Source organism: Chitinophaga silvisoli (assembly GCF_003412465.1).
Classification (GTDB): domain Bacteria; phylum Bacteroidota; class Bacteroidia; order Chitinophagales; family Chitinophagaceae; genus Chitinophaga; species Chitinophaga silvisoli.
This window is the reverse complement of record NZ_QTJV01000007.1, coordinates 372,788-399,040: the sequence shown is the minus strand read 5'-3', so window position 1 is coordinate 399,040 and position 26,253 is coordinate 372,788. Positions and strand designations below refer to the sequence as shown.

The window sequence follows — 26,253 nt, the reverse complement described above, 5'->3', positions numbered from 1 at the left end:
TTTTCCCATTTTTGACCTGCTTTTTGTGTTCATCATTCCCTATATTCCAATATTATGAACACTCATCTCAAACTTTCCTTTCGGGCACTCTGGGCAAAGAAGTCGTTCTCCCTCCTCAATATCTTCGGACTGGCCATTGGTATCGGTGCCAGTTTGCTGATCTTCCTCGTGATCCGCAATGAGATGAGCTATGATAGCTACCAGACTAAAAGGAACCGCATCTACCGTGTTGTGAGCACCGAACGAAACTTTAGCAATAACGAAGTCTCCTGGAGACATACCATGGTCGTTCATCCACTTCCCGATGCCCTCAGGCAGGAATTTCCTGCCATGGAAACCGTTGGCAGAATGCAGGACATCGGTGGGGCGCAAATCTACATTCCCAACAAAGACGGGGGAGAGGAAAAGCGGGTAAAAGAAAGTAACATCGGCCAGTTCTTTGTCGAACCCCAGCTCTTCGATATCTTCGATATAAAATGGGTGCTTGGCAACGCCGCCGAAATGAAAATGCCCAACGTGGCCGTCATCAGCGAAAGCCGTGCAAAAGCATATTTTGGCAGTGCCCAGGCAGCCATGGGCAGAACCATCCAGTTATGGTCGTACAGGGTACCCCTGAGAATAACCGGTGTATTTAAAGACCTGGCTAAAAATACCGACATCCCCCTGCAACTTGCCGCCTCCTTCGAAACCGTCATGGGATTAGGAGATACCCGCGATCGCTTTGCGAACAACTGGGAAGACAGGTCCGGAGGGTCTCAATGCTTTGTTGTATTAAAACCTGGTACCGATCCTAAAAGCATCGAAGCCCGGTTTCCCCGTTTCGTCAGCACACACTACCGTCAAAAAGAACGGCATCAATATACCTATACCCAACTCAGTCTGCAGCCACTCGCTGCTATGCACCTGGATCCGGAGTTTGACCTGCCATACACTAACCGGCTTGCTCCCCGGGAACTGTGGGCGCTTGGTCTGATCGGGATCTTCCTGCTCCTGGTCGCCTGTATTAATTTCATCAATCTTGCCACCGCCCAGTCAGTGAACCGTGCAAAAGAAATAGGCGTACGTAAAGCATTGGGAAGCGATCGCCTGCAATTGCTGAGACAATTTCTGCAGGAAACGGGTGTCATTACCATCCTCGCATTGCTCATAGGCACCCTTATGGCTATAGCTGCCATGCCCTACCTGGCACAGATCCTGGGAAAACCAATCACTTTACATGGATCAGAGATCCCGGTGATCCTCCTGTTCCTGCTGCTTACTGGTATTATCGTCACCTTCCTCGCTGGTTTCTATCCCGGTTTAGTATTGTCCGGCTTCAACCCCGTTCTTGCCCTGAAAAGCAGGATCAATGCCCGGCAAAAAGGGGGAGTCTCCCTGCGGAGAGGATTGGTGATCTTCCAGTTCGTCATCGCCCAGCTCCTGGTAATCGGCACATTGGTCGTCGTAAAACAAATGCAGTTCTTCCGGAACCAGTCCATGGGATTTCAGAAAGACGCTGTATTGCTGATCGACCTGCCCAGCGATAGTCTGCTTAAAACAAAATATCATTACCTCGAAAGCCGCTTTGCCGCCTTACCCGGTGTAAGTGCCGTTACTCTTTGCAGCGGTCCGCCCACTTCCCGGTCTGGTTATTATACAAGCATTCAGTATGATACCCGGACTGAAAAGGAAACCTATAGCGTCAAACGGGTTAAGGGTGACTCGTCGTATTACAAAACCTTCGATCTGCAGCTGGCGGCAGGCAGGTTTATGTTCCCTACAGATAGCATTCGCGAAGCCCTTGTAAATGAGACCCTGGTGAAGAAACTGGGCCTGAAATCAAATGAAGAGATTATTGGTAAGATGGTCACCATAGATGATGGTAAAAAGGTGCCTGTTGTCGGTGTACTCAAAGACTATCATAACAATCCACTGGATGAACAGATCTGGCCCTCCGTCATCACCTCCGGTTACAATGACTTTTATACCATCGCCGTGAGAATGGAACCACAGCACATGTTGGCCACCGCTGATTTAGTCAAAAAGACCTTTACAGAGGTGTATCCTACTTATCTATATGATTACACTTTCCTGGACGATGAAATCGCGCGTTTTTACCAGACAGCCGCCCTTGTCGAACAACTCTTCAAAGTTTTCGCCTTCCTGGCCATCCTTATTTCATGCCTGGGACTTTATGGTTTGGTCTCTTTCATGGCTGTGCAAAAGAATAAGGAAGTGGGTATCAGGAAAGTTTTGGGGGCCTCTGTGCAAAGCATATTGTACTTATTTTCAAAGGAATTCACCATCTTAATTGCAGTTGCATTCCTGGTGGCAGGGCCATTAGGTTATTATTTAATGAAACAATGGTTACAGGGTTATTACTATCATATTGAGCCAGGCTGGGGTATCTTTGTCCTGGCTATCGTTCTGTCTGTTTTGATCGCGTGGGTAACGGTGGGGTATAAGGCCGTCAAAGCTGCCCTGGCCAACCCGATCAAAAGTCTGAGAAGTGAATAGTCAAAAAGAGAGGTTGTATCAAAAGTAATAGAATTTCATTCAGCAAAATTCTTTCCATTTAATACTGGAAATTACTTTTGATACAACCTTTTAAAATCTTAGAACTTTCTATAATACCCAAACTTCGCGATCCCCAACATCGGCTTATCTCCACTCGTATCGCCATAAGCATATACATCCTCATACCCACTTAAATCAAACGTCTGCCTTATCCGTTCCACCTTTTCAGGACCATTACAATTCAAGCCCTGAATCCTGCCGGTAATCAATGCATTGCGTACCTCTAAACGGGTGCCTATGCATACAATTCCCAGGCTCGTACACCAGGGTTCCACCCAGTCCTCCGCCGAAGCTGTCACTACTGCGACCTGGTGTCCTTTGGCCACATGCTGCTTTATCGCCTGCAGCGCATTCTCCTTCACCAGGCCCGGTAAGTGATCCGCACAAAATGCTGCACACTTATTCCTGAAAGCTTCTGCCGATGTGCCGCCAAAGAAATACCTGAATACGATCTCCTTCATTCGTTGTGTCGAAATCAGCTTCAGCTTAAAAGCCACCAGGGCAGGGGAGAGCAGGACCAGGCCTACATACAGACCACTACTCCCTTTGTGATACCTGATGATCTCAAACAGTGTATCTTTTGTAGTAATCGTTCCATCAAAATCAAAAAACGCGATCGAGGGCCTCATTATAGTTTTAGTTTTTTGAAAATGCCTTCCGGTATCGATTTGATGATGAGCATGATATACTTCCAGCACCATTTGGTATAAAGCGTATTCTTCTTTTTAACTGTGGCCTTATATACATCCTTCGCTACTTGTTGTGGTTGTGCGGTGAGCAGTGCCGGTAGTTTCAGGTGCTCTGTCATGCGGGTATACACAAATCCAGGTTGCACACTCAGCACATGCACGCCTTTGTGAAAGAGACGATTCCGCAATCCACTCAGGTAAGCCGTAAAACCTGCTTTGGCACTACCATAGATATAATTACTCTGGCGGCCACGTTCACCGGCTACAGAGCTGATACCCACGATGGTACCCGCCCCCTTTGCAGCATAATCTTCCGCCACTATGTTAAGGATGGACACCGCACCGGTGTAATTGGTATGAATGATACGGGCAGCTTCTGACCAGTTAGCCTGGGCCTTTTCCTGCTCGCCAAGGTAACCAAACACACAGATCGTGATATCCGGTTTTACGGGTAGCCCCGCATAAAAAGCAGCATGACTATCGAAATCTGTCGCATCAAATGCAAAGCTTTCTACTTTGACCTGATTACGAATTTGCAGATCCTGTTGTAAGGGGTAGAGGGAATCGACTTTCCGGGCGGCCAGCTGAATATCGTATTTTTCGCCGGCAAAGTGTCTGGCTATAGCCACAGCTATATCAGATCCCGCGCCCAGTATGAGTGCAGTAGGCATATTATAAGTTCGGTTAAGACGGTGAAGTTAATTAATTGATACCCAGTCGTTCAGACTGTACAGAATGGAAGATCTTATCTCCGTTATAAGCTTTTACAATTTCTGCAAAACGCTGCGCATTGGGATAGCTCTGCCAGAATACATCCTTTTTCATCCGGGCATCTTTGGAAAGGTACAACCTTCCCCCGTATTGCAGCACCACTTCGTCCAGTTCATCCAGGAAGGCAAAGAGCCCTTTGCGCACGGGGAAGTCCAGCGCCAGGGTATATCCTTGTCTTGGGAATGAAATGAGATCGTCCTGGTGACCAAATACTTTCAGTACCGCCAGGAAAGATCCCAGTCCTGCATCGCTGATGCGCTTCAGGATCTCGACAAGTCCTTCCTTCTTATCCAGTGGCAGCACAAACTGGTATTGTACAAAACCGGCTTTGCCATAACCACGGTTCCAGTGCAGGATCGCATCCAGGGGATAGAAGAATGGTTCGTAGGGGATCACATTATTGATTTCCCTTTTGGTATTCTTTGCATAATACAGCCAGTTAAAGGCCTTCACCGTGAATGTGTTGAGGGCAAACGATGGAAAATTGAACGGAACTGAGAGGGGGCGCTTATCGGGCAGACTCAGTGGGGATGCCGCTTGTTGTGCGTTCAGTTCCTCCCTGGTGGCATGCTCACCTACGATGAGGATACCACGGCCGAAGCTATCGCCTTTTTGCAGGCAATCGATCCAGGCCATGCTGTAGGTATACTGATTATATTCTTCGAAGAGGCGGATCAGTTCATCGAGGTTACGCGCCTTGATCTGCTTCTGTTTGATATATGCAGTTTCAATTTTCTTGAGACCGAACTTCACACGGGTAATGATGCCTGTCAGACCCATACCGCCGCAGGTAGCCCAGAACAAATCGGGCAATACCTCTTTCGAGCAGGTGAGGGTTTCCTTTTTACCTGTGATCACGTCCATATCGATGATGTGGTTCGAGAACGAGCCTTCCGCATGGTGATTTTTACCATGTACATCGGAAGCTACGGCACCACCTACGGTAATAAACTTTGTACCGGGAGTGACAGGGAGGAACCAGCCTTTAGGCACCGCGATCTCCAGGATCTGGTCTAAAGTGATACCCGATTGGCATTCGAAAACACCGGTCGACGTATCGAACTGTAATACCTTGTCAAACTTAAGAGTGGAAACACTATTGGTAGCCAGCGAGGCATCACCATAGCAGCGGCCATTGCCGCGGGCGATGATGGAAGAATGTGAGGATATCATATCCTCAACCTGATCTACCTGCGTAAATGTTGTCTCATCGCAGGAGATGACGGGGTAGTTGCCCCAGTTTGCTAACCGTTTTTCCATTACTCAAAAAAACTTTTGTTAGTGGGTAAATAAATAAGCACATAAAAACTCAGCACCCACAGGAGTATGGTTAATTGTATGAAACGGTCTTTGTATAGGATTTTGGTGGGAGAACCTGTATTGTTCTCTACGTAAGTTATTTGCAAATATCGTAATAATCCGCCAATTACAAAAAGACAGGTGTAGTAAAGGCGATATGTTTTAAAACGGATCATGGTTTCGGGTGCCATCGTATACATCAGGTAAGCCACGATAATCACAGCAGATACCAGTGCCAGCATCACGTTCAGGAAGTCCAGGTTATAGCCCGCAGCCGCTTTTCGCATTTCCTGCCCCGTACTGGTTTTAATCAGCACATCGTCCCGGCGCTTAGCTACCGCCATGAACAATGCCAGCAGGAAGACCATGATCATGAGCCATTCGGATACCGCTACATTCGCAGCCACCCCGCCCGCTTTGACACGCAGTACAAAGCCGGTGGAGAGAATGAGGATGTCGAGAATACTGATGTTTTTAAGTCCGAATGAGTACAATAGGTTGATGACGAAGTAAATACCCGTAACAAACAGGAACTTAGGCTTCACATACCAGGCTAACAAGCCACCTGCCAGCAGGCAAAGTACAAAGAATACCAGGGCCATTGGTTTGGAGACAGCTCCTGAGGCGATGGGGCGCTTGCACTTCACAGGGTGGCGGCGGTCAGCCTCCACATCATTATAGTCGTTAATAATATAAATACTGCTGGCAATAAGGCTAAATGCCATGAAACCGATGAATACTTCGACCACTTTGTTCAGGTCGAATATTTCGCCTGCGAAGAAAAGGGGGATGTATAAAAACAGATTCTTGGCCCAATGGGAGGGGCGTAATAATTTTAAATATTGCACGGGGATAAGATCTTAATAACCGTGCCAATATACGATGGATTATGGAACAATTGCGTGAAAAAAAGCTATTTTCCGGTTAATTCTCCTATTTTTGGTCCGTTCAATACAATTTTACACTCGTTTTTATCCCCGTTTTTGTATGCCGTCAACTTATGCTCCGTTTAGCCGTAAGAGCGCTTTTATTACCGAATTAGCAATCATCATCGGCCTGGCGTTGTTCCCCCTTTTTGTTCCCTTACCGTACAGGGTCAATATTTTTCTATCCTGGGAAGGGGCTTACCGCATTTCCCAGGGCCAGGTACCTTACCGTGATTTCGGCTTGCCGCTGGGCTATGGTTTTTGGATTGTGCCCGCCCTGTTCTTTAAAATCTTTGGCCCTTACCTGGTTACGCTGGTGAAGGCGCAGGTCTTCATGAACATCCTGGCGGGTATCTCCTTCAGGTCTATTCTGAAAAGCCTGGATGTAAAGCCCGTGATCAGGGTGCTCTCTGTTTTGCTGTTCGTATTATCTTATTCCTTCTTTAATTTCTGGCCCTGGTATAACCAGACGGTCATTGTCTACGAGTTGATTGGCCTGGCATTTCTGTTCCGTTACCTGGTAGGACCACAGGGGAAGGTCAGGTTCCTGCACCTCTTTTTAGCAGCCCTCTTCACCTTTCTTTCCTTCTTTACAAAACAGGATGGCGGTGGCCTGGCGCTCCTCCTGTCATTAGCATTGTTGGCGTATAACAGCTTAAATGAGAAGCGCTTATGGGATGTGCCTTTATATCTTGCTTTTTACGGTGTGATCGCCGCCATCTTCATCCTGCCTTTTGTGCACTATGGATTTGGCTACTGGTTTAATCACGGTCAGGCACCACATAACAGCCGCCTCTCACTTTATGATATCATTTCGGAAGTCCTGTACCAGTCACAATGGATCAAGTTCTATATCGTGATGATGGTACTGGTATTACTTCCATCATTCAAACAATTTAAAACCTTCTGGCAGGATAAACAGGCGATGCTTTTTACCTTGCTGACTTTAGGCATCCTTGCAGAATCGGCTATCTTCCAGGTGACCAGCTACACTCCGCCGGACAATAATATCTTCTTCCACGCATTCGCTTTTGCGTTCATTGCTTCCCGCCTGGTGGAGCAACTGAACATAGATCTCACTAAAAAGACCTCTTTTGCCGGGGCAGCATTGCTGGTGTTGTTATGGTGGTCAGGTACTTTTTGGAAATATATGGACAAAGTCACTTCCCGCCTGCTGCCACACGATGAATCGGTGAATAAACTGCCTTCCCTGAAAGCCGATACTTCCTTTGCGGCATTTGAACCAACCGTGAGCAAGACCGGTGAAAACGTGGTATCCCGGAGTAACTATATGATTGAATGGGATACCACCGATGTGCCGACTTCCAAATGGATCTTCTCTGACCTGAAGTCTTTCAAAGGCATCTATATGCCACCACAAACCGTGGAAGGCATGCGGAAGATCATGGATCTGCCGGTAGTGAAGAATAACAAAGGTGATCTTAAAGTATTGAACATGACGGAGTTAACGCCATTGGCCGCAGAAATACCTTATGTGCCTGAAACGGGTGCGGACAGTCCATTGTGGTATCACCTGGGGGTGGGCATGTTCAATAAACAGTTGAGTGTGTTTACACAGAAGGTGAGGAACCACTATTATGATGTGGTGCTGTATGAATATGCGCCGGAGAATAATAACTTTTTCCCCTTTGCGCTCCGTTACGAACTGGAGGCACACTATAAGAAAGCAGATGTGTTCCTGGCACCCAGGAGGCCTACACATGCTATCATAGAAGTGTACGTAAAGGAATAATTTAGATATTTAATTATCGCAAAATCCCTTCGGCTTGCCAGGCAAGTTGAAGGGATTTTGATTTTGGGGAACAGTCGCCTTTGCTTGAAATGCTAAATTATTTAGTATTTTTACTTCATGCAGGAAAGAGTACACGAAAAGCTATCCATTCTTGCGGATGCTGCGAAATACGATGTAAGCTGTGCCAGCAGTGGCAGCGACCGGAAGAATACGAACAAAGGCCTGGGCAATGCTCATCCCGGCATGGGCATCTGTCATTCTTACACCCCTGATGGGCGATGTGTCTCCCTTTTAAAGATCCTCCTCACGAATCATTGCATTTACGATTGTGCCTACTGCGTCTCCCGCAAGAGCAATGATATCAAAAGAGCCGCCTTTACCGTACAGGAGGTCGTGGATCTTACGATCAACTTTTATCGAAGGAACTATATCGAGGGCCTCTTCCTCAGTTCCGGTATTTTCAAAGACCCGGATTTTACCATGGAACGCATGGTCAGGATCGCTAAAGACCTGAGAACCATTCATCGCTTCAATGGCTATATCCATCTCAAAGCCATTCCCGGGGCCAGCGATGAACTGATGCGGGAAGCCGGTATGTATGCAGACCGCCTGAGTGTGAACCTGGAATTACCTACTGAAGAAGGACTAAAATTATTAGCACCGGAGAAAAAGCGGGCGGATATGATCCAGCCCATGAATTACCTGAAAAATGAAATTATCCGCCTGGAGGACGAACGAAAGGTGCTAAAGAAGGTACCCATCTTTGTTCCCGCTGGACAGAGTACCCAGGTCATAGTGGGGGCCGGCAGGGAAACCGATAAGGACATTGTGCACATGGCCTCCCGTTTCTACCAGCAGTTCAGGCTGAAACGGGTTTACTATTCCGGCTATGTACCCATCAGCAACGATGCGCGGCTACCGGGGCTGGGGCAACAGGTACCGATGATGAGGGAGAACCGCTTATACCAGGCTGACTGGCTCATGCGATTCTATGGTTTCAATGCACAGGAACTCCTGGACGATGCGAATCCTCATCTCGATACCGAAATTGATCCCAAATTATCCTGGGCCTTGCGCAACCTCCACTTCTTTCCGATCGACATCAATACGGCGGACAAAATGCTGATTGCCCGGATCCCCGGGATTGGTATGAACAGCGTGAACAAAATCATCGCAGCCAGGAGTTTTAGTGCCCTTGGATGGGATCAGCTACAGCAAATGGGGGTTCAATTAAACCGTGCTAAGTACTTCATTACCTGCAAGAAAGGTGCGATGGTAAAGAAGGATTATACATCCGAACAAATCAGGCGACAGATCCTGAACCAGTCACATAGCAAGTACTTAAAACTGCATAGTCCTCAATTGAGTTTGTTCTAAATATGGATATTTACCTATATGATGGGTCCTTTGAAGGGTACCTGAGCGCGGTCTTCGAAGTTTATAAAAAAGGAGGGGTGATCCGGAAGGAAAATACGTTCATCCCCGACATGTTTGCCCGCACATTTGGGGTTCAGACCGACCTGGAAAAGGCTGATAGGGTCTGGTCAGGCCTAAGCAAAAAACTATCAGCCGATGGTTTGCATCAATATTTCTCGGCATTTCTCTCAGAATTGGACAATATTGAAGATCAATTATTAAACTACACGAGGCATATATTTGAAAATCAGGCTTCTGTAGAGCGTGATTTCGGTAATGCTTTTGTCCTCTTTGTTGCCCAGACGGCTCGCAAGGTGCATCGGGAGAAGCATAGGATGGAGGCTTTTGTACGCTTCCAACTCACAAAAGATGATATTTATTTCAGCCTTGTTTCGCCGGACTATAATGTCCTTCCTTTGATCATTCGTCACTTCAAAGACAGGTATGCGGACCAGCGCTGGATGATTTATGACAGGGCGAGAAACTATGGAATTTACTATGACCTGGAGAAGGTGGATACTGTTTGGATGGAGATGGATAAACAGGAAGGGATCTGGGATGAAAAGGAGCTGGATTACCAGGCGTTGTGGCAGACTTATTACAAAGGAGCGAATATTGCCGGCAGGGTAAACAGGAAATTACAATTGCAGCATATGCCTAAAAGATACTGGAAGTACCTGCCGGAATTACGATAACAGGGAGTATTAAAGACGGCGGTTCCAAGACCCGTTTGCTCCACTTGCGGGTTCCCTTACCTGTAAAGACCCGGTTTCATGACAGCGTTGTAAACCCTGCTTCCAGGTTCCCTTTCCTGAATTCATTCACCGCATTATGAGCCTGCCTCGTCGGCTCAGGAATTCTATACTTCCCAACACATTGATTAATAATACTCATAGCCCCCTGCAGATCAATCTTATTGCCAGGTGATACAAATACCGGTTTCACCTTATCCCTGGTTCTGAGGGCCGCTCCTATAATTTCTTCTTTATGAATCAAAGGCGTAAAACTCCCTTTGGTCAATCCCGGTTCTTCATACTTTCCACACAATACCTTTTTCGCACAGCCCAGGGCAGGCGTATCTGCCACCACACCAAAATGTGCCGCGATCCCCATTCTTCGTGGATGCGCTATACCATGACCATCCACTACCAATACATCCGGTTTGACGGGCAGCTGCTCCCAGGCATCCAGCAATGCAGGGACTTCCCTAAATGCCAGGTATCCCGGCACATAAGGGAAATGTACCTCCTTTTTTATGAGGCTATACCCCAAAGGCTTCAGGTCCGGGAAACTCAATAATATGATCCCCGCATATACCGTGGTACTAAACTTATTAAAGGAAATATCTGCCCCTGCGATGATATTCACCGGGTAATCAATGGGTTGGATGCGTACTTTTTCTCTTAGTTCATTTTGGACCTGCGTGGCTTCCGTAATAGTCATCTCTGATCGATGGGTTTATAATGGCTTCCAATTAAAAATCATCTCCACTTTTATGATCAAATTTAATCGATAAGGTCCTGACCCATTTCTCCTAATCAAATAAACTTAACTGGTTATTTTTTGGCGGCGGTGGTTTTTCTTTCCCAAAAATCGTCCGCCCTCCATGCTTCCAGGAGTCATTCCTTTCCCTCGTCACTACCTCATCAAAGCGCTCATTTGGTATAAAATCTTTTTCCACCTGCTGCGACAGGACCGACAATTTCCTGATCGCCTCCTGCTTATCATTTTGCCCGATCTTCGCCTTATTCACTGCCTCCCGCATTACGCTGATCGTTTCGTCGTACACATTCACCGGTACCGGGAACGGGTGTCCGTCCTTACCGCCGTGTGCAAAAGAGAACCTCGCCGGGTCTGTAAATCTCGAGGGCGTACCATGGATTACCTCGCTCACCAGGGTCAGCGACTGCAAGGTTCTCGGCCCTACACCTTCCATCAGTAACAAGGTTTCAAAGTCCAGTACCTGTCTTTCATGGGCCACCGCCAGTACAGCTCCTAATCTTTTGAGATCGACATTCTCCGACCGCACATCGTGGTGCGAAGGCATGGTGATCTTCCTGATCTCAGGCAGCAATTCAGAAGGGGCTACTTTTACCAGTTCCAGGAGACCGTCTTTAGTCGGCATCGCCTCCTTATCTGTCAGGTTCAGGATCAGTCCCTGGTTTTTACCATATATAAAGGAGTGGGGTGTCTCAGTAAAATTACGCACCGTTGCCGAGTGCCAGTGATAGCGCCTGGCCATGCCGGTGTCATCATTCATACCTTGTTGCACCACTGCCCAATCGCCCTCATTAGACACGATAAAGGAGTGGAGGTACAACTGGAACCCATCCTGCAGGGCGGTATTATCTACTTTGGCGGCCAGTTTACTATTCCTCACCAGCTCATGCCCCGGCAAGCCGGTTTTGTCAGCAATTGCCATGAGTTCCTGCGGGGTTTGCCGGGAGTGCTTCCCTTTGCCGCCACAGATATAGATCCCCAGTTCATGTGCCCTGGGATTCAATGCTTTCTTCAAAGCACCCATTACCGAAGTGGTAATGCCGGAAGAATGCCAGTCCATACCCAGCACACACCCTAATGCCTGGAACCAGCAGGGATCACTCAGTCTTCTCAACACCTCTGCCTTCCCATAGTCTGCAATAATGGTTTCAATGATCGCACCACCCAGCAGGCTCATTCTCGCTGCCAGCCAGGGGGGCACTGCACCATAATGTAAAGGAAGGTCCGCATACGCTCTTGACATAGTCTACATTGGATTGGTTTGCATTTGGAATTGACAAATGTCGGGATTATTCTGGAGGTAATGACTCATTTCTTTCAGGTGCCCCGGGTGTCCTTTGACCTCGTACCTGTTCTCTATGATGTCTTCCTTGCGGGACACGGTCATGTGCTTATGCTCCAGGTGAAAACGATGAAAGAGGGCCGGGAAGTCTACGCCTTTCGATTTCGATATATCATAAGATATACAGATTACCTTCTTCTGCCTCAGCCTGGAAATCCGCTTTTCTACCTGCTTCAGTCCCTGCAGTATCATAAGCACCAATATGAGGGCAATTACCACCAGCACGTAGTGACTCATCCCCACTGCGATACCCAGTGCTGCAGCAATCCAGATGGTGGCAGCGGTAGTAATTCCATCTATACTATAAGATCCTTTAAATATGACACCTGCACCAATAAAACCTACTCCGGTAAGGATATTGGAGGCTACACGATCAGGGCTGTTCGGCGAGCCTATTTCTACGGAAAGTATGGTGAATAGGGTGCTGCCCACACAAATCAGTGTCAATGTACGCATGCCTGCCGCCTTGTGATGGTATTCCCGCTCCAGGCCCAGGAAGGCCCCTGCGAAGCAGGAAACTACTACTTTGAGTATGGTTGAAGGCTCAATCAATTGAATTAAAGTGTGTTCCATAAGCTGTTCTAAATATACCTGGTGTGCGTTGGCACAATTATTTCAAATACTATACTTGTATTCGACATTATTTGTTCATCCTGACAATCTAGTTAATCATGAAAATGCAAAAAAAAGACCTGGGAACCCAAGCAATTAATTTCCGTCTAGCAGTTTGTAAAGTTTGTATAACCGCCTGTTTTGCTATAGCTCTCAGTCTCTTTCTGTTTGCGTGTGAAAGCAGTAAAGACACAACTAATTCAGCCAGCACTGCTGCTGCTGTACAGGCAGATACAACAACTACCACGACACCTGATACATCTACCATCGCGGTAGATTCATCCGCCCGTCCGGATTCTACACCTATTCACTAGGCTGGTGCGTTTATGCTACTATTTGGGGAAAATTATTCCTCAGAACTCGTTGATTCTCTTATATTATAAAAATAATTTTATGAAAAAGAGTCATTTTATATATACCATTTTAATTGTAGGTGGAGCTTTTATTGCTTCTTGTGGAAATGGGTCTAATACTAATTCAGATTCTACAACTACTACAGTAGATACTTCGACTACCGGTATTAACCCTGATACGGTTCCGGCGGCAGATGTGCCGGCGGGCGCACCAAATCCTTCAGAGGATTCGTCACGCTATGGCACCGGTACACAAGATAGCTCCAAAAACAGAAGGCCTCAATAATTGATAAATGACGGGATAGACTTCCGTCATTTATTTTTTGGAGAGGGCCATAATTGACGATACATACAAGTGAATTTGGTTTATAGGCGCTTCCGCTCCGGCGAAGCGCCTTGCTTTTAATCGAGGATTTTTTCCTGGTTTATAACAGGTCCTGCGCGCAATTCAATAATTAATACCCCATATTTGTACAATATTTCCATTTCCACCCCGTCATAACCTATATCAGCTCCCTGTATTTTAAAATTGACTTGTAATTAATTCTATGGAACAACACCAGGACAACAGCCAGGCATCCAATGCCGCCGCACCCAAAGTACCAAACGCATCAAAAGCACCCAAAGTATCAAAAGCATCTTTTAAAAAGACCTTCCGCTTATATAAGTACATCCGGCCTTATTGGCCCATGTTCAGCGCAGGCATGCTCTTATTATTTATTACCAGCTTATCCAACCTCGCATTTCCAAAGTTATTAGGTGACCTGGTGGACAACGGTACACATTCCAAAAACATTTCGGCCATCAATCACACCGGCCTCTTACTCCTCGGCTTACTTTTCGTCCAGGGGATCCTGGGCTATTTCCGCATCAACATTTTTGTGCGCGTTACAGAGCGCTCCCTGGCTTCCCTGCGCCAGCAGGTGTATAACCACCTGATCCGCCTGCCCATGAGTTTCTTCCTGAACCGCCGTGTTGGTGAACTGGGTAGCCGCATTTCTTCTGACATCTCTTTGCTGCAGGAGACATTCACCACTACCGTGGCAGAATTCATTCGCCAGGTCATTATTATTGTCGGTGGCGTTGCATTGCTGGTACATACTTCGGCTCAGCTGACCGTGCTGATGTTAGGTACCCTGCCGGTGATCGTCATCCTTGCCTGGTTCTTTGGCCGGGTAGTACGTAAATATTCCAAACAGGCGCAAAGCCAGGTAGCAGAAGCGAATACGATTGTAGAAGAAACCCTGCAGGGCATCCTGAACGTCAAAGCCTTTGCAAATGAATTTTTTGAAATGAGGAGGTACCAGAATAAGACCTCTGAAGTCGCAAAAACCGGGATCAAGACTGGTACCTACCGGGGGGCCTTTGCGGCCTTTATGATCCTGGGCGTATTTGGAGCAATCGTTGCAGTGATCTGGAGAGGAGCCGTTTTAATCGCCATGGGTAGTTTACAACCCGGTCTGCTGATTTCATTTGTATTATACTCTACTTTTATCGGTGCTTCCGTTGCCGGATTGGCAGAGGTCTATGCCACGATTCAAAAGACATTAGGTGCTACCGAACACCTGCTGGAAATTCTCGATGAACCGGCAGAACCGATTACAGATAGCGCCCTCATTTCACCCAAAGACCAACTGAGTGGTGAGATCTCTTTCAGGCATCTCGCATTCCACTATCCATCCAGGGAAGACCTGAATGTACTCCAGGACATCAGCTTCGAGATCCAGGCGGATCAGCAGGTGGCCCTGGTAGGCCCAAGTGGTGCGGGGAAAAGTACGATCGTATCCTTGTTATTAAGATTGTATGAACCGGCAGGTGGCAGTATCACCTTCAATGGCCGTAATGCCGGCGATTTCCCATTGTCCGCCCTGAGAAGTCAGATGGCGATTGTGCCACAGGATGTATTCCTTTTTGGCGGTACCATCCGGGAGAACATTGCTTATGGTAAACCGGATGCTACGACAGAAGAAATCATCGCTGCTGCAAAACAGGCGAATGCCTGGGAGTTTATACAACGATTCCCTGAAGGACTGGATACAGTAGTGGGAGAGAGGGGCATCCAGTTATCCGGCGGTCAGCGGCAAAGAATTGCCATTGCCCGGGCGGTGCTGAAAGATCCAAGAATCCTGATCCTGGATGAAGCTACTTCTGCATTGGATTCTGAATCAGAAAAACTGGTGCAGGATGCATTGGAAAAACTGATGGAAGGGCGTACCTCTATAGTAATTGCTCACAGGTTAAGCACTGTGCGCCAGGCAGATAAGATCATCGTGCTGGATAAAGGGCGCATTGTGGAACAAGGCACCCACCAGGAACTGCTGACAGTGGACGGCGGCTTGTATAAAAGCCTGAGTGAGATGCAGTTCACTCATTAAGATGAACAATGAGATACAGGGCTGCTAAAGGATCCCTGTATCTCATTGTTCTATTTACAAATACGGTTTCATTTCTTCCTCGATATTCATTCTCAGCCCCATCAGCTTCTTCGCATAAGCCTCCATTTCAAGTGCAGCCGGCGTTTCCGGATGCCATTTTGGTACAGGAACAGTCTTGCCATGATCATCCACGGCGGCAAAGACCATTACACAGTGAGTGGTCTTGACACGCTCCCGCTGTCTTGGATTCCCTGCCGATACATTGATGGCGATGTGCATACTGGTATTTCCCGTATAAATTACTGTAGCATTGATCTCCACCATATCCCCGATCTGGATAGGACGAATAAAACGAATGCCTCCAACATACACGGTTACACAATATTGTCCGCTCCAATTAGCTGCACATGCATATCCTGCCTGGTCAATCCATTTCATCACGGCTCCCCCGTGAACCTTTCCGCCGAAATTTACATCCGATGGCTCTGCGAGGAAACGCAAAGTCACTGTGTTACTGATTGTATCTATCATAGTGCGCGATTTGAATAGCACAAGATACTCATTTAAAAAAAGCAGCGCACCCAATTATTTGGATGCGCTGCCACTACAAACAAACTGATCGCTGACGCTTGCCTGTCAGGAATCACAAATCCTTATTTTTCAATTAAAAATCTCCATTTCCTCCTCCCTGGTCTTCTCCCTTCTTATTCTCCTTCTTCTTTCCCGTGTCTATCTTCCCGAATCTCCAGCTCACATTAATCCTCGCTTCTCTCGTCGCCCGCTTCCTGTAATACTCCTGCTCAGAATATTCAGTATTAGTATAAGAAATACTCCTGTCTGTATTGAAAATATCATTTACACCCAATGACACTACCAGCGATCTGTCTTTCAGCAACTCCTTACGCAGCGCCGCGTCTACTGTATATTTTCCCGCTCTTTCTCCCTGGGCCATAATCTGTTTGGATTCATAGATGCCAGTAAGCTGTAAAGTAGTTCTATACGGTAATTTGTAATTCGTATTTACTTTGCCAAAGAACACAAAGCCTGAATTAGAAAGATTATTCTGCAGGTTGCCGGCATTGATTTTCGTCTGCGCCATGTTCAGATTGGTGGTCACATCCCAGTCTTTAGTCAACTGGTTCCGCACTGTAAATTCCGCTCCATATGCATTACGCGTATCCGCATTCACCGGGTAAGTCAGCACCACTTTCTGCGCTGTACCATTCACAGTAATAGTGGTATCGCTTGAATAATCAGTGATTGCATTCTGCGTATTACGGAAATACAATGACACCATCACGTTGTGCTTTCGATTGAAATCTTTCAGGTAACTAAACTCAAATGAATTTGTAAACTCAGGCTTCAATGTCGGGTTACCACGGCTTGCACTCTGCGCTGTATAATTCAGGTTAGGCAGCAGATCGCGGAACCAGGGCCGGCGCACACGGCGTGTGTAATTCAGCTGCAGTTCATGATCGCCCTTGAACTTCTGGGACAGGAACACACTGGGGAACAGGCTGATAGGATAGCTGATTTTATAATTACTTTTCGTTGTACTGGTCATATCACCGCTGTAATAAGACTGCTCGCCTCTCAGACCACCCATGTAACCGAAGTTGCCCAGCTGGCCGGAGTAACTGATATAACCTGCATTGATCGTTTCGCTGTAATGATAGTTATTAGAGAGTGAACTATCCAATACATAGTCTCCGGTAGCATTGTTCAGGCCCATGGTAGTCAGCGTATTATTAAAGATACGGCTGGTGGTACGCAAGCCTGCTTCTACCTTCGAATTTTCAGACAGCGGATTTACATAATCAATCTGTCCGGTCACGTAAGTGGTATTGCCACCGCCATATCCATATCTCCGGGCAGGTGCTGTAGGTGTATCGATTGCAACATGACCCAAAGTATAATATTGCAGGGAGTAATCACTACCATCATCGCTTGTCGCGTAGTTGTAGTTGAAGTCAGCCGTCAGCTCATGCCCCTGTTTCGCAAAAGTATGTTTGTAACCCAGCTGACCTGCGTAGTTACGGAAGTTGTGATTATTGTTGTCAATACCGGCACCATATCTTACCTGTTCCTTGCCTGCGTTCAGGTTGTACAGCATGAGGTTATTATCATCACGGAAATCGCCGGCGTTGATGCTCCCGGCAATAGTAAATGTATTGCGGTTGTCCATATACCAGTCGAAGCCGATGCGGCCGTATTGAAAACGACGACTCTGGTCGCCATTCTCATATTGGTCCAGGTAGGTAGTGGTATCTGTTCCGATGTTTTTGCGGAACAGGTGTTCTTTCGCAGAACCTTTACGGCTACGGATGTTATAGCTCAGCGAGAGGTTATACTTTTCGCGACGGATGCTGAAGTCGAAACCGCCGTTTGCACCACCCAGGGAAGAGGCACCGGCATTTACTTGTCCGTTGATACCAGCCTTCCTGTTTTTCTTCAATACTATATTTAATATACCGCTCACGCCTTCCGCATCATATTTAGCAGACGGGTTGGTGATCACTTCGATATTCGCAATCGCATCAGCAGGAATCTGATCCATGGTCAGGGTGGTGGGGCGGCCATCCACGAAGATGGTAGGTGAGCCATTGCGCACGGTGACATTACCGTCAATGTCTACACTTACAGCAGGCACTTGTTTCAATACATCGGTAGCAGTACCACCTACGCTGGAAATATTTTTTTCCACATTGAACACGCGCTTATCAATGGCCATGGTATAAGCGGGCTTTTCACCTACGACCTCTACAGCAGCCAATACTTTTGCATTAGTGCCGAGTTTGATATTACCAACATCTATAATATTATTTTTTGAAGAAAGCACAATTGCTTTATAGACGGTAGTGTAACCGATGAAATTTACTTTCACAAAATACTTTCCCAATGCAATTTCAGGAAAACTAAAATCACCATTGGGTTTAGAGAGCATACCGGTGACTACGCTGGAATCTACAGCACGGATGATGGCCACTGAGGCGTACTCAATGGGAGCATTGGTTTGCTCGTCAATCAATTTTCCCTGAATAGACCCATGTTCAGGGGATTTTTGGTCGGTTTGTTGAGCATAAGAAAAAGACAGAAATGACAGTGTCATTCCCAAACATAAGGAGACAAATTTGTGCATGATCCAATAAACTTTTCTAATGTTAGCCTGTAACTGGAGCTAAAAATAAATGATTTATAAAAAGTTTCCTGTGATAATGGATGAATGGCGAACATGATTGATGTATCTTTACAGCCGGACCGTTACATTTTCGAATAGCAAATTTTTATGTCTAACGCCTACCAGCCAGATTGGGATTTATACACTTGTCACATAGATGACCACCCGGCCATTATAGGGCTAGACCTCGACCTACGGCGCTTCGCACCGCTGAACAGTAAACCGCATGCTATTTATGTGTCTGTATATTTGAATACTCCCCGTGCCGATGGATTTCCACAGGGAGATGAGTTTCAAGTGTTGGGTGAAATTGAGGACAGCCTGGTCAAAGGATTGGAAACACAGTTGAATGCACACTTTGTGGGCAGGACGATTTCCAATGGTGTAAGAGATTTTTACTTTTATACCGGTGACACAACTTTGTATGATAAACACATAGCCGATGTGATGATCAACTTTCCGGAGTATCAGTATGATTGCGGAGTAAAGGATGATCGTACCTGGGAGTTGTATTTTGATTTCCTGTTACCAGACAAAGTAGAGTTTCAACGTATCCAGAACCGTAAGGTATTGCGGACGCTGAAACAACATGGGGATATTGAGGAAAAAGCCAGACACATTGATCACTGGATATATTTTGCAACTGAGGAACACCGGGAGCTTTACTGGCAGAAGATCAGTAAGGAAGGATTTGTGGTGCAGCAGCGGGGTATGAGTGGTAATGAGGAGCGGCCTTATAGTCTGCATGTGTCCAGGCATGATCGTACAGATGAAGCCAGTATTAATGCCGTAGTGCTGTTGCTGTTTGAGCTGGCACAGGCCATTAATGCGGATTATAATGGGTGGGAGACCGTGGTGGTGAACAGTTAAACAATGATCAACCGGGTGGCCTGTTTTAATTAATCAATGGCCGCTTTACCCCCAGCCGCTTTCCAATCCAATAGTCCATTTTTTGGATCAAATCGCTTATGTCCCAGGCATAAGCGATTTTTTCGCGCGTGCAGGTTCATGAATTTTCTTTAGATTACAATCTTTAGGCTACAACTGTTGTATGCTCTTTGCTTAGTAAGTGCATATAACCTTACATACGAGTGGGAAATCGTTTCAATATATTGTTATTCTTTTTGGTTTGCTGTCACCTTTCTATGCCGCTCATCCCGCGGCATGCATACGGTAGCACGATCAGGGTTCAGCCTACATTTTCAGATACCCTGCCTGCTTCATTGTTCAAACCCAAAAGATCCCTCGGCAGCAAGATTTCTGATACCTTGCCCCTGCGCGTTTATAAACACCCCTTACAGGATACGATTTCAGCTAAATTATTTAAACCCTATGCTGATACCATCACCGTTCCGCTGTTTAAACCCAAACCTGCTTCCCGGGGATGGTTTCACCGGGTAGGTGAATATAGAGATTCCCTGCGGCGCAAGGAATACCGCGACTCCCTGATTCGCAGTATCACCAGGCAAAATGTGCCGGAACCTCCTGCCACCGATAGCAGTATTATCAAGAGTGAAAAGTATTTCATCCCTTATACAGGAAGGGTGATCAGGGATATTTATTATAGGAAGGTAAATGTATTCGGTCCGCAAAACATTCGTGATACTTCGTTTACCACCACCATGAAGCTCATCAAGCTGGCAAACCGTCTTCACTATAATACCGAGGAATGGGTGATCCGGCAGGCGCTCTTTTTCAAATCGGGCGATACCCTGAACCCTTACGAAATGTCAGACAACGAGCGTTACCTGCGTAGCCGGCCTTATATGCAGGATGCCCGTCTCTATATTATTAACGCCGGTGCCAGCCCGGATTCGCTGGATCTGCTGGTAGTGACCAAGGACGTATATGAATACGGTATTGATATCGGGGAAGCCAGTACTTCCGCTGTAAGAACGACCATTTATAACAATAACCTTTTTGGTGCCGGACAGGAACTGCGGGTAGGCGCTTACTGGAAGAATAGCTATAATCCGCCCTGGGGATCAGAGATCAAATATACCAAGTACAATGCCCTTGGCACATTTGCCGATGTATCGTTGGGTTATACTACGCTGAATAATTATTACCCCCTGGATACCGGTGTCTTTGAGGGTTCGTATTACGTGAATGTCAACAGGCCCCTGTACAACTCCTCGGCAGATTGGGCCGGGGGTGTTGCTTACCGGAATAGCTTTTCTATCAATATCCGGGAACGGCCGGATACGGTTTACCGGGATTACCGTTATGAACTGCTGGAGGTCTGGGGCGGTTATAACCTGATCAAGCAGGATAAACATAACCTGAACAACCAAAGACCTAACCTGGCACTCCTGTTGGGGCATTCCAACCAGATATTCCTGAAACGGCCCTGGCAGCCGATTTATAAGCTGGATCCCGTCTACAACAACCACCGGTATTACCTGGCCCAGGCCATTGTATTCCGCAATGAGTTTTTCAAAGCCACTAATTTCTTTGGTTTTGGAAGAACGGAGGACATTCCCCTGGGCTACAGCGGCAGCTTTACCTCCGGCTGGGAGACCTGGAAAGGGCGAACCCGGGGCTATGCAGGGGTGGAAGCGCAGAAGTTCTGGGCCACAAAACTGAAAGGGATCTTTAATGCCCAGTTTGGGATCAGTACCTTCTACCAGGATGGCAGATCGGAAGATGCGGTGATCCATGCCAAACTGGAATATTATAGCCGATCGTTCAAAGTGCTGGGAGGGAAACTGAGGGAGTTTGCTTATTTTGATTACCTGGGTAACCCGAATCCGTATTTTTATAAACCCCTGCAGATCAATATGGAGCACGGGATTTATGGACTTAAGAATGTACCCCTGACTGGTTTCCAGCGAATGAATATACGGTCGGAGACCGTGTTTTATAGTCCCTGGAGAGTGCTGGGCTTTAAGTTCAACTGGTATACGACATTGCAGGCTACCCAGATCACTATTAATAGCAATAACCTGTTTAAAAACCCGATTTATGGAGGTGTTGGCCTGGGCTGCAGGATTAAGAATGAAAACCTGCCGATCAATACCCTCCTGATAGATGCGAACTATTTTCCGAATGCGCCGTATCCGGCGAATCAGATCTATTTTGAGATTACGACGACGGTGGATTTCAGGTTTGATATCTTTACACTGAAAATGCCGAATTTCCTGAACTTCAGGTGATTGTGAGGAGGCTTAAATTTATTGTTTCAAATTGAAAGGGGGATTCGTTTGAATTAAGATATTAATTCAAACTACAACACTACCTTTCGGTTGTTGCTGATTTTTTAATCTTAATAATCACTAATTTTGAAGTCGGCGTATTACTCTTATCCGCTACGCTATCCAGTGGGACCAGCGCATTCGCCTCGGGAAAATAAGTAGCCGTACATCCTTCCGGTATGTCATAAATTACTACCAGGAAGTTCCTCACCACCCGCTCTACACCACCAAATTCATTGTACAAGTCCACCTTATCTCCACGTACAATTCGATGCTTTGCCGCATCTACTTCGTTGATGAGTAATACACGCCTTTCCTGGTACACCCCTCTATACCGGTCATCCAGCCCATAAATAGTGGTATTGAACTGGTCATGACTCCGTATTGTCATCATCATGAGTTCATCCGCTGCCAGGGTAAACCTGGTCACAGGTGCCACATTGAAATTCGCTTTTTGGTTTTTGGTATTATACTTTCCCTCACGGGCACCATTGGGCAGGTAAAACCCACCCGGATGCCGAACCCTTTGGTTATAATTATCAAAGCCCGGAATTACCCTTTCCAGGTCATCCCTGATGTAATCGTAGTGCTTTTCATATTTATCCCAGTCTACCACGGTGCGGTCTTTCAAGGTCGCCTTTGCCAGTTTACAAACAATCAGGGGTTCACTCAGCAACTGATCGGAAACAGGTGTCAGGTTGCCTTTAGACATCTGTACTACACCCATAGAGTTTTCGCAGGTTACAAACTGCCTTTCTCCATTTACAATGTCTTTATCACTCCTTCCTAAAGTTGGCAGGATCAGCGCTTCCCGGCCATGCACCAGGTGACTCCTGTTTAGTTTTGTGGATACATGAACTGTCAGGTTACAATTGCGTAACGCCCTGGCTGTCAAAACCGTATCCGGTGTCGCCGAAAGGAAATTGCCGCCCATGGCAAAGAACACTTTGCCTTTCCCGTCCCGCATAGCGCGGATAGCTGACACTACATCCCAGCCATATTCCCGGGGTGGATTAAAACCGTAGACTTCCTGGATCTTATCCAGCAATGCCTTCGGGGGTCTTTCGAAAATGCCGACGGTACGGTCTCCCTGTACATTGCTATGACCGCGAACCGGACAGGTGCCGGCACCGGGTTTACCAATACTGCCTTTTAGCAGTAAGAGGTTGACGATTTCTTTGATGGTATCTACGGCATTTTTATGCTGCGTAAGTCCCATAGCCCAGCAGGCAATGATTTTCTTTTTATGTACCATGGCCTGTACCGCAGCCTGGATTTGTTCCAGGGGCACACCGCAGTCGCTGACTAACTGATCTAAGTTTTGTTCCTGTAAATGAGCGATGTAGGCATCGTAGCCGCTGGTATTATTTTTAATAAACGCAGGGTCGAATACAGTACCTGGCGCTTTCTCTTCTTCATGGAGCAGGAGCAGGTTGATGGCCTTGATCAGCGCCATATCCCCGTTTATCCTTACCTGCAGGTAAATATCGGTGAGGTGACTCCCTACATGCAGCATCCCTTTTACAGTTTGCGGGTTCATGAAGTTCAGCAGCCCGGTTTCCTTCAGCGGATTGGCGGAGATGATGGTTACGCCTTTGGCCTTTGCCTTTTGCAGGGCGGTGAGCATGCGGGGGTGATTGGTACCCGGATTTTGTCCGAGAATGAAAATCACCTCTGCCTCGTAGAGGTCATCGAGCGTAACGGAGCCTTTGCCGATTCCGACAGATTCCATGAGGGCAACGCCGCTGGATTCATGGCACATATTCGAACAGTCAGGCAGGTTATTGGTGCCGAATTCCCGTACGAATAACTGGTATAGAAAAGCCGCTTCATTGCTGGTACGGCCGGAGGTATAAAATATTGCTTCGTTGGGGGAGGACAGGGCATTGAGGTGTGTGCCGATCTTTTCAAAGGCTTTGTCCCAGCTGATGGGGGTATAGTGAGTAGCGCCTTCGGCGAGGTACATGGGTTGTGCCACACGTCCTTTTTTACCGATTTCGTAGTCTGTGAGTGCTGCCAGGTCTGCTACGCTGTTTTGAGCAAAGAAGGTGGCATCCAGGCGTTTGGTAGTCGCTTCTTCGGCGACCGCTTTGGCACCGTTTTCACAGTATTCAGCTATGCCCGATCGTTCGTCGTCAGGGTCAGGCCATGCACAGCCGGGACAGTCGAAACCATTCTTCTGGTTCAGTTTATTTAAAGCCTTGAAACCCCTGATGGCATCCATTTCGGCCAGGATATGGCGGGCGGCCTGGAATACGGCAGGAAGGCCGGCGGCGGCAGTTTTGGGCTTGCCAAGTCGAAAGTGTCCTGTCAGTGTTTCGGGATTTTCAGCGTTGGGTTGTTTCATGACACTATATTTTCTTGTGCGTGTTGTTAAAAGCTTATCTTCTCTTCTCCATGATAAATATTAAACCGTCCCTCCCGCAAAAAACCAATCAATGTAATACCCCATTCTTTCGCCATTTTCACGGCCATACTACTTGGCGCTCCTACGGCCGCAATCAGGGGAATCCCTGCCACAGCAGCCTTCTGAATCAATTCAAAACCTGCGCGTCCACTCAGCAGCAATCCATAATCACTAAAAGAGAGTTTGTTTTGCAAAGCTACCCCAATCAGTTTATCAACGGCATTATGTCTGCCAATATCCTCTCTCAGGAACGATAACTGTCCTGCAATGTTAAACAATGCTGCGGCATGCAGTCCACCGGTATTATCAAATACCGCCTGCTGCTCACGCAGGCGTTGCGGCAGCTCATGCAGGATATTAGCGGGTACTTTTATGGTCCTGGTAGGATTTGCCTGCTTTGCTACAGGGGTAAAGATGGCATCCAATTCAGTCTTCCCACATACACCACAACCTGCATTGGCCAGGAAATTACGCTGGGCGGGTTGTAATGCTGGGCTAATACCTGCCTGAAGGGTGACTGTGGCTACATTATCATTATACTGGATGGATTGAATGGCATCATAACTGGTAATGATTCCCTCGGTGAATAAAAAACCTGCTGCAAGTTCTTCATCCTGTCCGGGCGATCGCATGGTAACAGTGATGCTTTGTTGCTGACCGCCATGTACCAGGCGTATTTCGAGTGGTTCCTCGGCGGCCAGGGCATCGTCAGTAGTTGTAACAAGTGTATCGGTTACTCTTGTAATGTGCGCGTAGGAAATGGCTGGATGTAACATAATTTCAGATTACTCAGCAAAAGCTCTTAGTGGTGAGGTATACCTTTTAACTTCGGGACTAAGGTAAGTACATTACGCTTAATTTACTCCTTTCCGGGTTACACAAATATCGTTCTATTCCGGGGAGGGTTGTCGTTAAAACGGACTGGTACGTTTTTTTCATACTCATTTTGTACTTTCGACCCTAATTAATCAAAAACAATCTATATGCGTTGGCAAAACAGACGACTCAGCGATAACGTAGAAGACCGCCGCGGCAGCGGTGGAGGTGGTGGCGGAGGTATTCGTAACCTCGGTATCGGCGGCGTCATTATCATCGTCGTACTGGCACTCATTACCAAACAAAGCCCCACCCAGTTACTCAGCAAGGTATCTCAAAGTACCGGCGGTAACACTGCACAGGAGTCTTCCCAGACTGTCACCAATGCCAGTGATGAGGAAGCGCGCTTTGCATCATCTGTCCTTGCAAATACTGAAGATGTATGGACAGCATTGTTCAAAGAAATGAACAAAGAGTACGAAGCGCCTAAAATGGTCCTGTTCACCGATGTAGACCAGTCTGGTTGCGGTACCGCTCAATCAGCTATGGGCCCGTTCTATTGTCCTGCAGATGACCGGGTTTATCTTGACCTGTCTTTCTTCCAGGAAATGGAACAACGGTTTAAGGTAGTCGGCGATTTTTCCAAAGCATATGTCATCGCTCATGAGGTGGGTCATCATATCCAGAACCTGCTGGGTATAAGCCGGAAAGTGCAGGCGATGCGTTCGCAGCTGAGCGAAACGGAATATAATAAACTCTCAGTAAAACTCGAACTGCAGGCTGATTTCCTGGCTGGTGTATGGGCACACCATGCACAGCGAATGGATAATATCCTGGATCCGGGAGATATAGAAGAGGCGTTGAATGCAGCCAGTGCAGTGGGGGATGATAAACTACAGGAAGCGGCGAATGGCAGGGTAGTGCCGGATGCATTTACACATGGTACGTCCGCACAACGCATGAGATGGTTTAAGAAGGGATTTGAAACGGGGGATATCAAACAGGGAGATACCTTCAATGCCACGAATTTATAGAAACGTAAATATTTTCGGAAAAAAGAGCTTGT

At 47.0% G+C, this 26,253-nt stretch carries 20 protein-coding genes; 9 read left to right on the top strand and 11 right to left on the bottom strand.

Annotated elements, in window-relative coordinates; translation table 11 throughout:
• Nucleotides 1–54: 54 nt before the first annotated feature.
• A complete protein-coding gene (locus DXN04_RS20335) occupies nucleotides 55–2,496 on the top strand; it encodes an ABC transporter permease (protein WP_116855222.1) in 2,442 nt (813 codons plus the stop codon).
• 98 nt (nucleotides 2,497–2,594) lie between these two features.
• On the opposite strand, the gene DXN04_RS20330 is transcribed toward DXN04_RS20335, so the two are convergent.
• Genes DXN04_RS20330 through DXN04_RS20315 form a run of 4 tightly spaced genes read right to left on the bottom strand, consistent with a single transcriptional unit; the run spans nucleotide 2,595 to nucleotide 6,163 of the window.
• Entirely contained in the window at nucleotides 2,595–3,185 is a 591-nt protein-coding gene (locus DXN04_RS20330; protein WP_158569090.1) for an HAD-IB family hydrolase, read from the bottom strand.
• Nucleotides 3,185–3,916, bottom strand: coding sequence for an SDR family oxidoreductase (locus tag DXN04_RS20325; RefSeq protein ID WP_116855221.1), 732 nt, complete (start codon nucleotides 3,914–3,916; stop codon nucleotides 3,185–3,187). Before DXN04_RS20325 ends, DXN04_RS20330 begins: the two co-directional genes overlap by 1 nt.
• Nucleotides 3,917–3,947: 31 nt before the next feature.
• On the bottom strand, nucleotides 3,948–5,276 hold the full coding sequence (locus DXN04_RS20320; RefSeq protein ID WP_116855220.1) for an FAD-binding oxidoreductase: 1,329 nt from the start codon (nucleotides 5,274–5,276) through the stop codon (nucleotides 3,948–3,950).
• Nucleotides 5,276–6,163, bottom strand: a complete 888-nt coding sequence (locus tag DXN04_RS20315; protein ID WP_116855219.1) for a decaprenyl-phosphate phosphoribosyltransferase — start codon at nucleotides 6,161–6,163, stop codon at nucleotides 5,276–5,278. The genes DXN04_RS20320 and DXN04_RS20315 overlap by 1 nt, the downstream gene beginning before the upstream one ends.
• A 139-nt stretch (nucleotides 6,164–6,302) precedes the next feature.
• On the opposite strand from DXN04_RS20315, the gene DXN04_RS20310 reads away from it, so the two are divergent.
• From DXN04_RS20310 to DXN04_RS20300, 3 genes are all read left to right on the top strand, one after another.
• The gene (locus DXN04_RS20310) at nucleotides 6,303–7,994 is read left to right on the top strand and encodes a hypothetical protein (RefSeq protein ID WP_116855218.1); all 1,692 of its coding nucleotides are present in this window, start codon (nucleotides 6,303–6,305) and stop codon (nucleotides 7,992–7,994) included.
• 117 nt (nucleotides 7,995–8,111) lie between these two features.
• Complete coding sequence (locus tag DXN04_RS20305) at nucleotides 8,112–9,371, top strand: putative DNA modification/repair radical SAM protein (RefSeq protein WP_116855217.1); 1,260 nt, start codon at nucleotides 8,112–8,114, stop codon at nucleotides 9,369–9,371.
• A gap of 2 nt (nucleotides 9,372–9,373) precedes the next feature.
• Nucleotides 9,374–10,105, top strand: coding sequence for a TIGR03915 family putative DNA repair protein (locus tag DXN04_RS20300; protein ID WP_116855216.1), 732 nt, complete (start codon nucleotides 9,374–9,376; stop codon nucleotides 10,103–10,105).
• Nucleotides 10,106–10,181: 76 nt separating this feature from the next.
• Here the strand turns inward: DXN04_RS20300 and nfi are convergent, their stop codons facing one another.
• The 3 genes from nfi to DXN04_RS20285 all read right to left on the bottom strand — a co-directional run bounded on the left by nfi (nucleotide 10,182) and on the right by DXN04_RS20285 (nucleotide 12,825).
• The gene (nfi, locus tag DXN04_RS20295) at nucleotides 10,182–10,853 is read right to left on the bottom strand and encodes a deoxyribonuclease V (RefSeq protein ID WP_116855215.1); all 672 of its coding nucleotides are present in this window, start codon (nucleotides 10,851–10,853) and stop codon (nucleotides 10,182–10,184) included.
• A gap of 91 nt (nucleotides 10,854–10,944) precedes the next feature.
• The gene (locus DXN04_RS20290; protein ID WP_116855214.1) at nucleotides 10,945–12,153 is read right to left on the bottom strand and encodes a DUF763 domain-containing protein; all 1,209 of its coding nucleotides are present in this window, start codon (nucleotides 12,151–12,153) and stop codon (nucleotides 10,945–10,947) included.
• A 3-nt stretch (nucleotides 12,154–12,156) separates the two neighbouring features.
• A complete protein-coding gene (locus DXN04_RS20285) occupies nucleotides 12,157–12,825 on the bottom strand; it encodes an MgtC/SapB family protein (protein ID WP_116855213.1) in 669 nt (222 codons plus the stop codon).
• A 432-nt stretch (nucleotides 12,826–13,257) separates the two neighbouring features.
• Between DXN04_RS20285 and DXN04_RS20275 the strand changes: the two genes are divergently transcribed.
• Together DXN04_RS20275 and DXN04_RS20270 are read left to right on the top strand one after the other, a co-directional pair.
• Nucleotides 13,258–13,503: a hypothetical protein gene (locus tag DXN04_RS20275; protein WP_116855211.1), complete on the top strand. Its 246-nt coding sequence runs from the start codon at nucleotides 13,258–13,260 to the stop codon at nucleotides 13,501–13,503.
• A gap of 262 nt (nucleotides 13,504–13,765) precedes the next feature.
• A complete protein-coding gene (locus DXN04_RS20270) occupies nucleotides 13,766–15,592 on the top strand; it encodes an ABC transporter ATP-binding protein (protein WP_116855210.1) in 1,827 nt (608 codons plus the stop codon).
• Between the two features lie 54 nt (nucleotides 15,593–15,646).
• Here the strand turns inward: DXN04_RS20270 and DXN04_RS20265 are convergent, their stop codons facing one another.
• Together DXN04_RS20265 and DXN04_RS20260 are read right to left on the bottom strand one after the other, a co-directional pair.
• Nucleotides 15,647–16,123 carry an acyl-CoA thioesterase gene (locus tag DXN04_RS20265; RefSeq protein ID WP_116855209.1) on the bottom strand — a complete coding sequence of 159 codons (477 nt, stop codon included), beginning with the start codon at nucleotides 16,121–16,123 and terminating at the stop codon, nucleotides 15,647–15,649.
• A 133-nt stretch (nucleotides 16,124–16,256) separates the two neighbouring features.
• Nucleotides 16,257–18,701 carry an outer membrane beta-barrel family protein gene (locus DXN04_RS20260; RefSeq protein WP_158569089.1) on the bottom strand — a complete coding sequence of 815 codons (2,445 nt, stop codon included), beginning with the start codon at nucleotides 18,699–18,701 and terminating at the stop codon, nucleotides 16,257–16,259.
• Nucleotides 18,702–18,878: 177 nt separating this feature from the next.
• Between DXN04_RS20260 and DXN04_RS20255 the strand changes: the two genes are divergently transcribed.
• Nucleotides 18,879–19,640: a DUF695 domain-containing protein gene (locus DXN04_RS20255; RefSeq protein WP_116855207.1), complete on the top strand. Its 762-nt coding sequence runs from the start codon at nucleotides 18,879–18,881 to the stop codon at nucleotides 19,638–19,640.
• Between the two features lie 221 nt (nucleotides 19,641–19,861).
• The gene (locus DXN04_RS20250) at nucleotides 19,862–21,925 is read left to right on the top strand and encodes a BamA/TamA family outer membrane protein (protein ID WP_147320005.1); all 2,064 of its coding nucleotides are present in this window, start codon (nucleotides 19,862–19,864) and stop codon (nucleotides 21,923–21,925) included.
• A gap of 79 nt (nucleotides 21,926–22,004) precedes the next feature.
• On the opposite strand, the gene DXN04_RS20245 is transcribed toward DXN04_RS20250, so the two are convergent.
• Both DXN04_RS20245 and fdhD read right to left on the bottom strand, forming a co-directional pair.
• Nucleotides 22,005–24,311, bottom strand: coding sequence for an FdhF/YdeP family oxidoreductase (locus DXN04_RS20245; protein WP_116855205.1), 2,307 nt, complete (start codon nucleotides 24,309–24,311; stop codon nucleotides 22,005–22,007).
• A 26-nt stretch (nucleotides 24,312–24,337) separates the two neighbouring features.
• Nucleotides 24,338–25,147, bottom strand: coding sequence for a formate dehydrogenase accessory sulfurtransferase FdhD (gene fdhD, locus DXN04_RS20240; protein ID WP_116855204.1), 810 nt, complete (start codon nucleotides 25,145–25,147; stop codon nucleotides 24,338–24,340).
• Nucleotides 25,148–25,354: 207 nt separating this feature from the next.
• Here fdhD and ypfJ point away from each other — a divergent pair, with 207 nt between their 5' ends.
• Entirely contained in the window at nucleotides 25,355–26,221 is an 867-nt protein-coding gene (gene ypfJ, locus DXN04_RS20235; RefSeq protein WP_116855203.1) for a KPN_02809 family neutral zinc metallopeptidase, read from the top strand.
• Nucleotides 26,222–26,253: the final 32 nt, after the last annotated feature.

Coding starts and splice junctions, on each gene's coding strand:
- DXN04_RS20335 (WP_116855222.1), top strand. CDS start 55: ATGAACACTCATCTCAAACTTTCCTTTCGGGCACTCTGGGCAAAGAAG.
- DXN04_RS20330 (WP_158569090.1), bottom strand. CDS start 3,185: ATGAGGCCCTCGATCGCGTTTTTTGATTTTGATGGAACGATTACTACA.
- DXN04_RS20325 (WP_116855221.1), bottom strand. CDS start 3,916: ATGCCTACTGCACTCATACTGGGCGCGGGATCTGATATAGCTGTGGCT.
- DXN04_RS20320 (WP_116855220.1), bottom strand. CDS start 5,276: ATGGAAAAACGGTTAGCAAACTGGGGCAACTACCCCGTCATCTCCTGC.
- DXN04_RS20310 (WP_116855218.1), top strand. CDS start 6,303: ATGCCGTCAACTTATGCTCCGTTTAGCCGTAAGAGCGCTTTTATTACC.
- DXN04_RS20305 (WP_116855217.1), top strand. CDS start 8,112: ATGCAGGAAAGAGTACACGAAAAGCTATCCATTCTTGCGGATGCTGCG.
- DXN04_RS20300 (WP_116855216.1), top strand. CDS start 9,374: ATGGATATTTACCTATATGATGGGTCCTTTGAAGGGTACCTGAGCGCG.
- nfi (WP_116855215.1), bottom strand. CDS start 10,853: ATGACTATTACGGAAGCCACGCAGGTCCAAAATGAACTAAGAGAAAAA.
- DXN04_RS20290 (WP_116855214.1), bottom strand. CDS start 12,153: ATGTCAAGAGCGTATGCGGACCTTCCTTTACATTATGGTGCAGTGCCC.
- DXN04_RS20285 (WP_116855213.1), bottom strand. CDS start 12,825: ATGGAACACACTTTAATTCAATTGATTGAGCCTTCAACCATACTCAAA.
- DXN04_RS20275 (WP_116855211.1), top strand. CDS start 13,258: ATGAAAAAGAGTCATTTTATATATACCATTTTAATTGTAGGTGGAGCT.
- DXN04_RS20270 (WP_116855210.1), top strand. CDS start 13,766: ATGGAACAACACCAGGACAACAGCCAGGCATCCAATGCCGCCGCACCC.
- DXN04_RS20265 (WP_116855209.1), bottom strand. CDS start 16,123: ATGATAGATACAATCAGTAACACAGTGACTTTGCGTTTCCTCGCAGAG.
- DXN04_RS20260 (WP_158569089.1), bottom strand. CDS start 18,701: ATGACACTGTCATTTCTGTCTTTTTCTTATGCTCAACAAACCGACCAA.
- DXN04_RS20255 (WP_116855207.1), top strand. CDS start 18,879: ATGTCTAACGCCTACCAGCCAGATTGGGATTTATACACTTGTCACATA.
- DXN04_RS20245 (WP_116855205.1), bottom strand. CDS start 24,311: ATGAAACAACCCAACGCTGAAAATCCCGAAACACTGACAGGACACTTT.
- fdhD (WP_116855204.1), bottom strand. CDS start 25,147: ATGTTACATCCAGCCATTTCCTACGCGCACATTACAAGAGTAACCGAT.
- ypfJ (WP_116855203.1), top strand. CDS start 25,355: ATGCGTTGGCAAAACAGACGACTCAGCGATAACGTAGAAGACCGCCGC.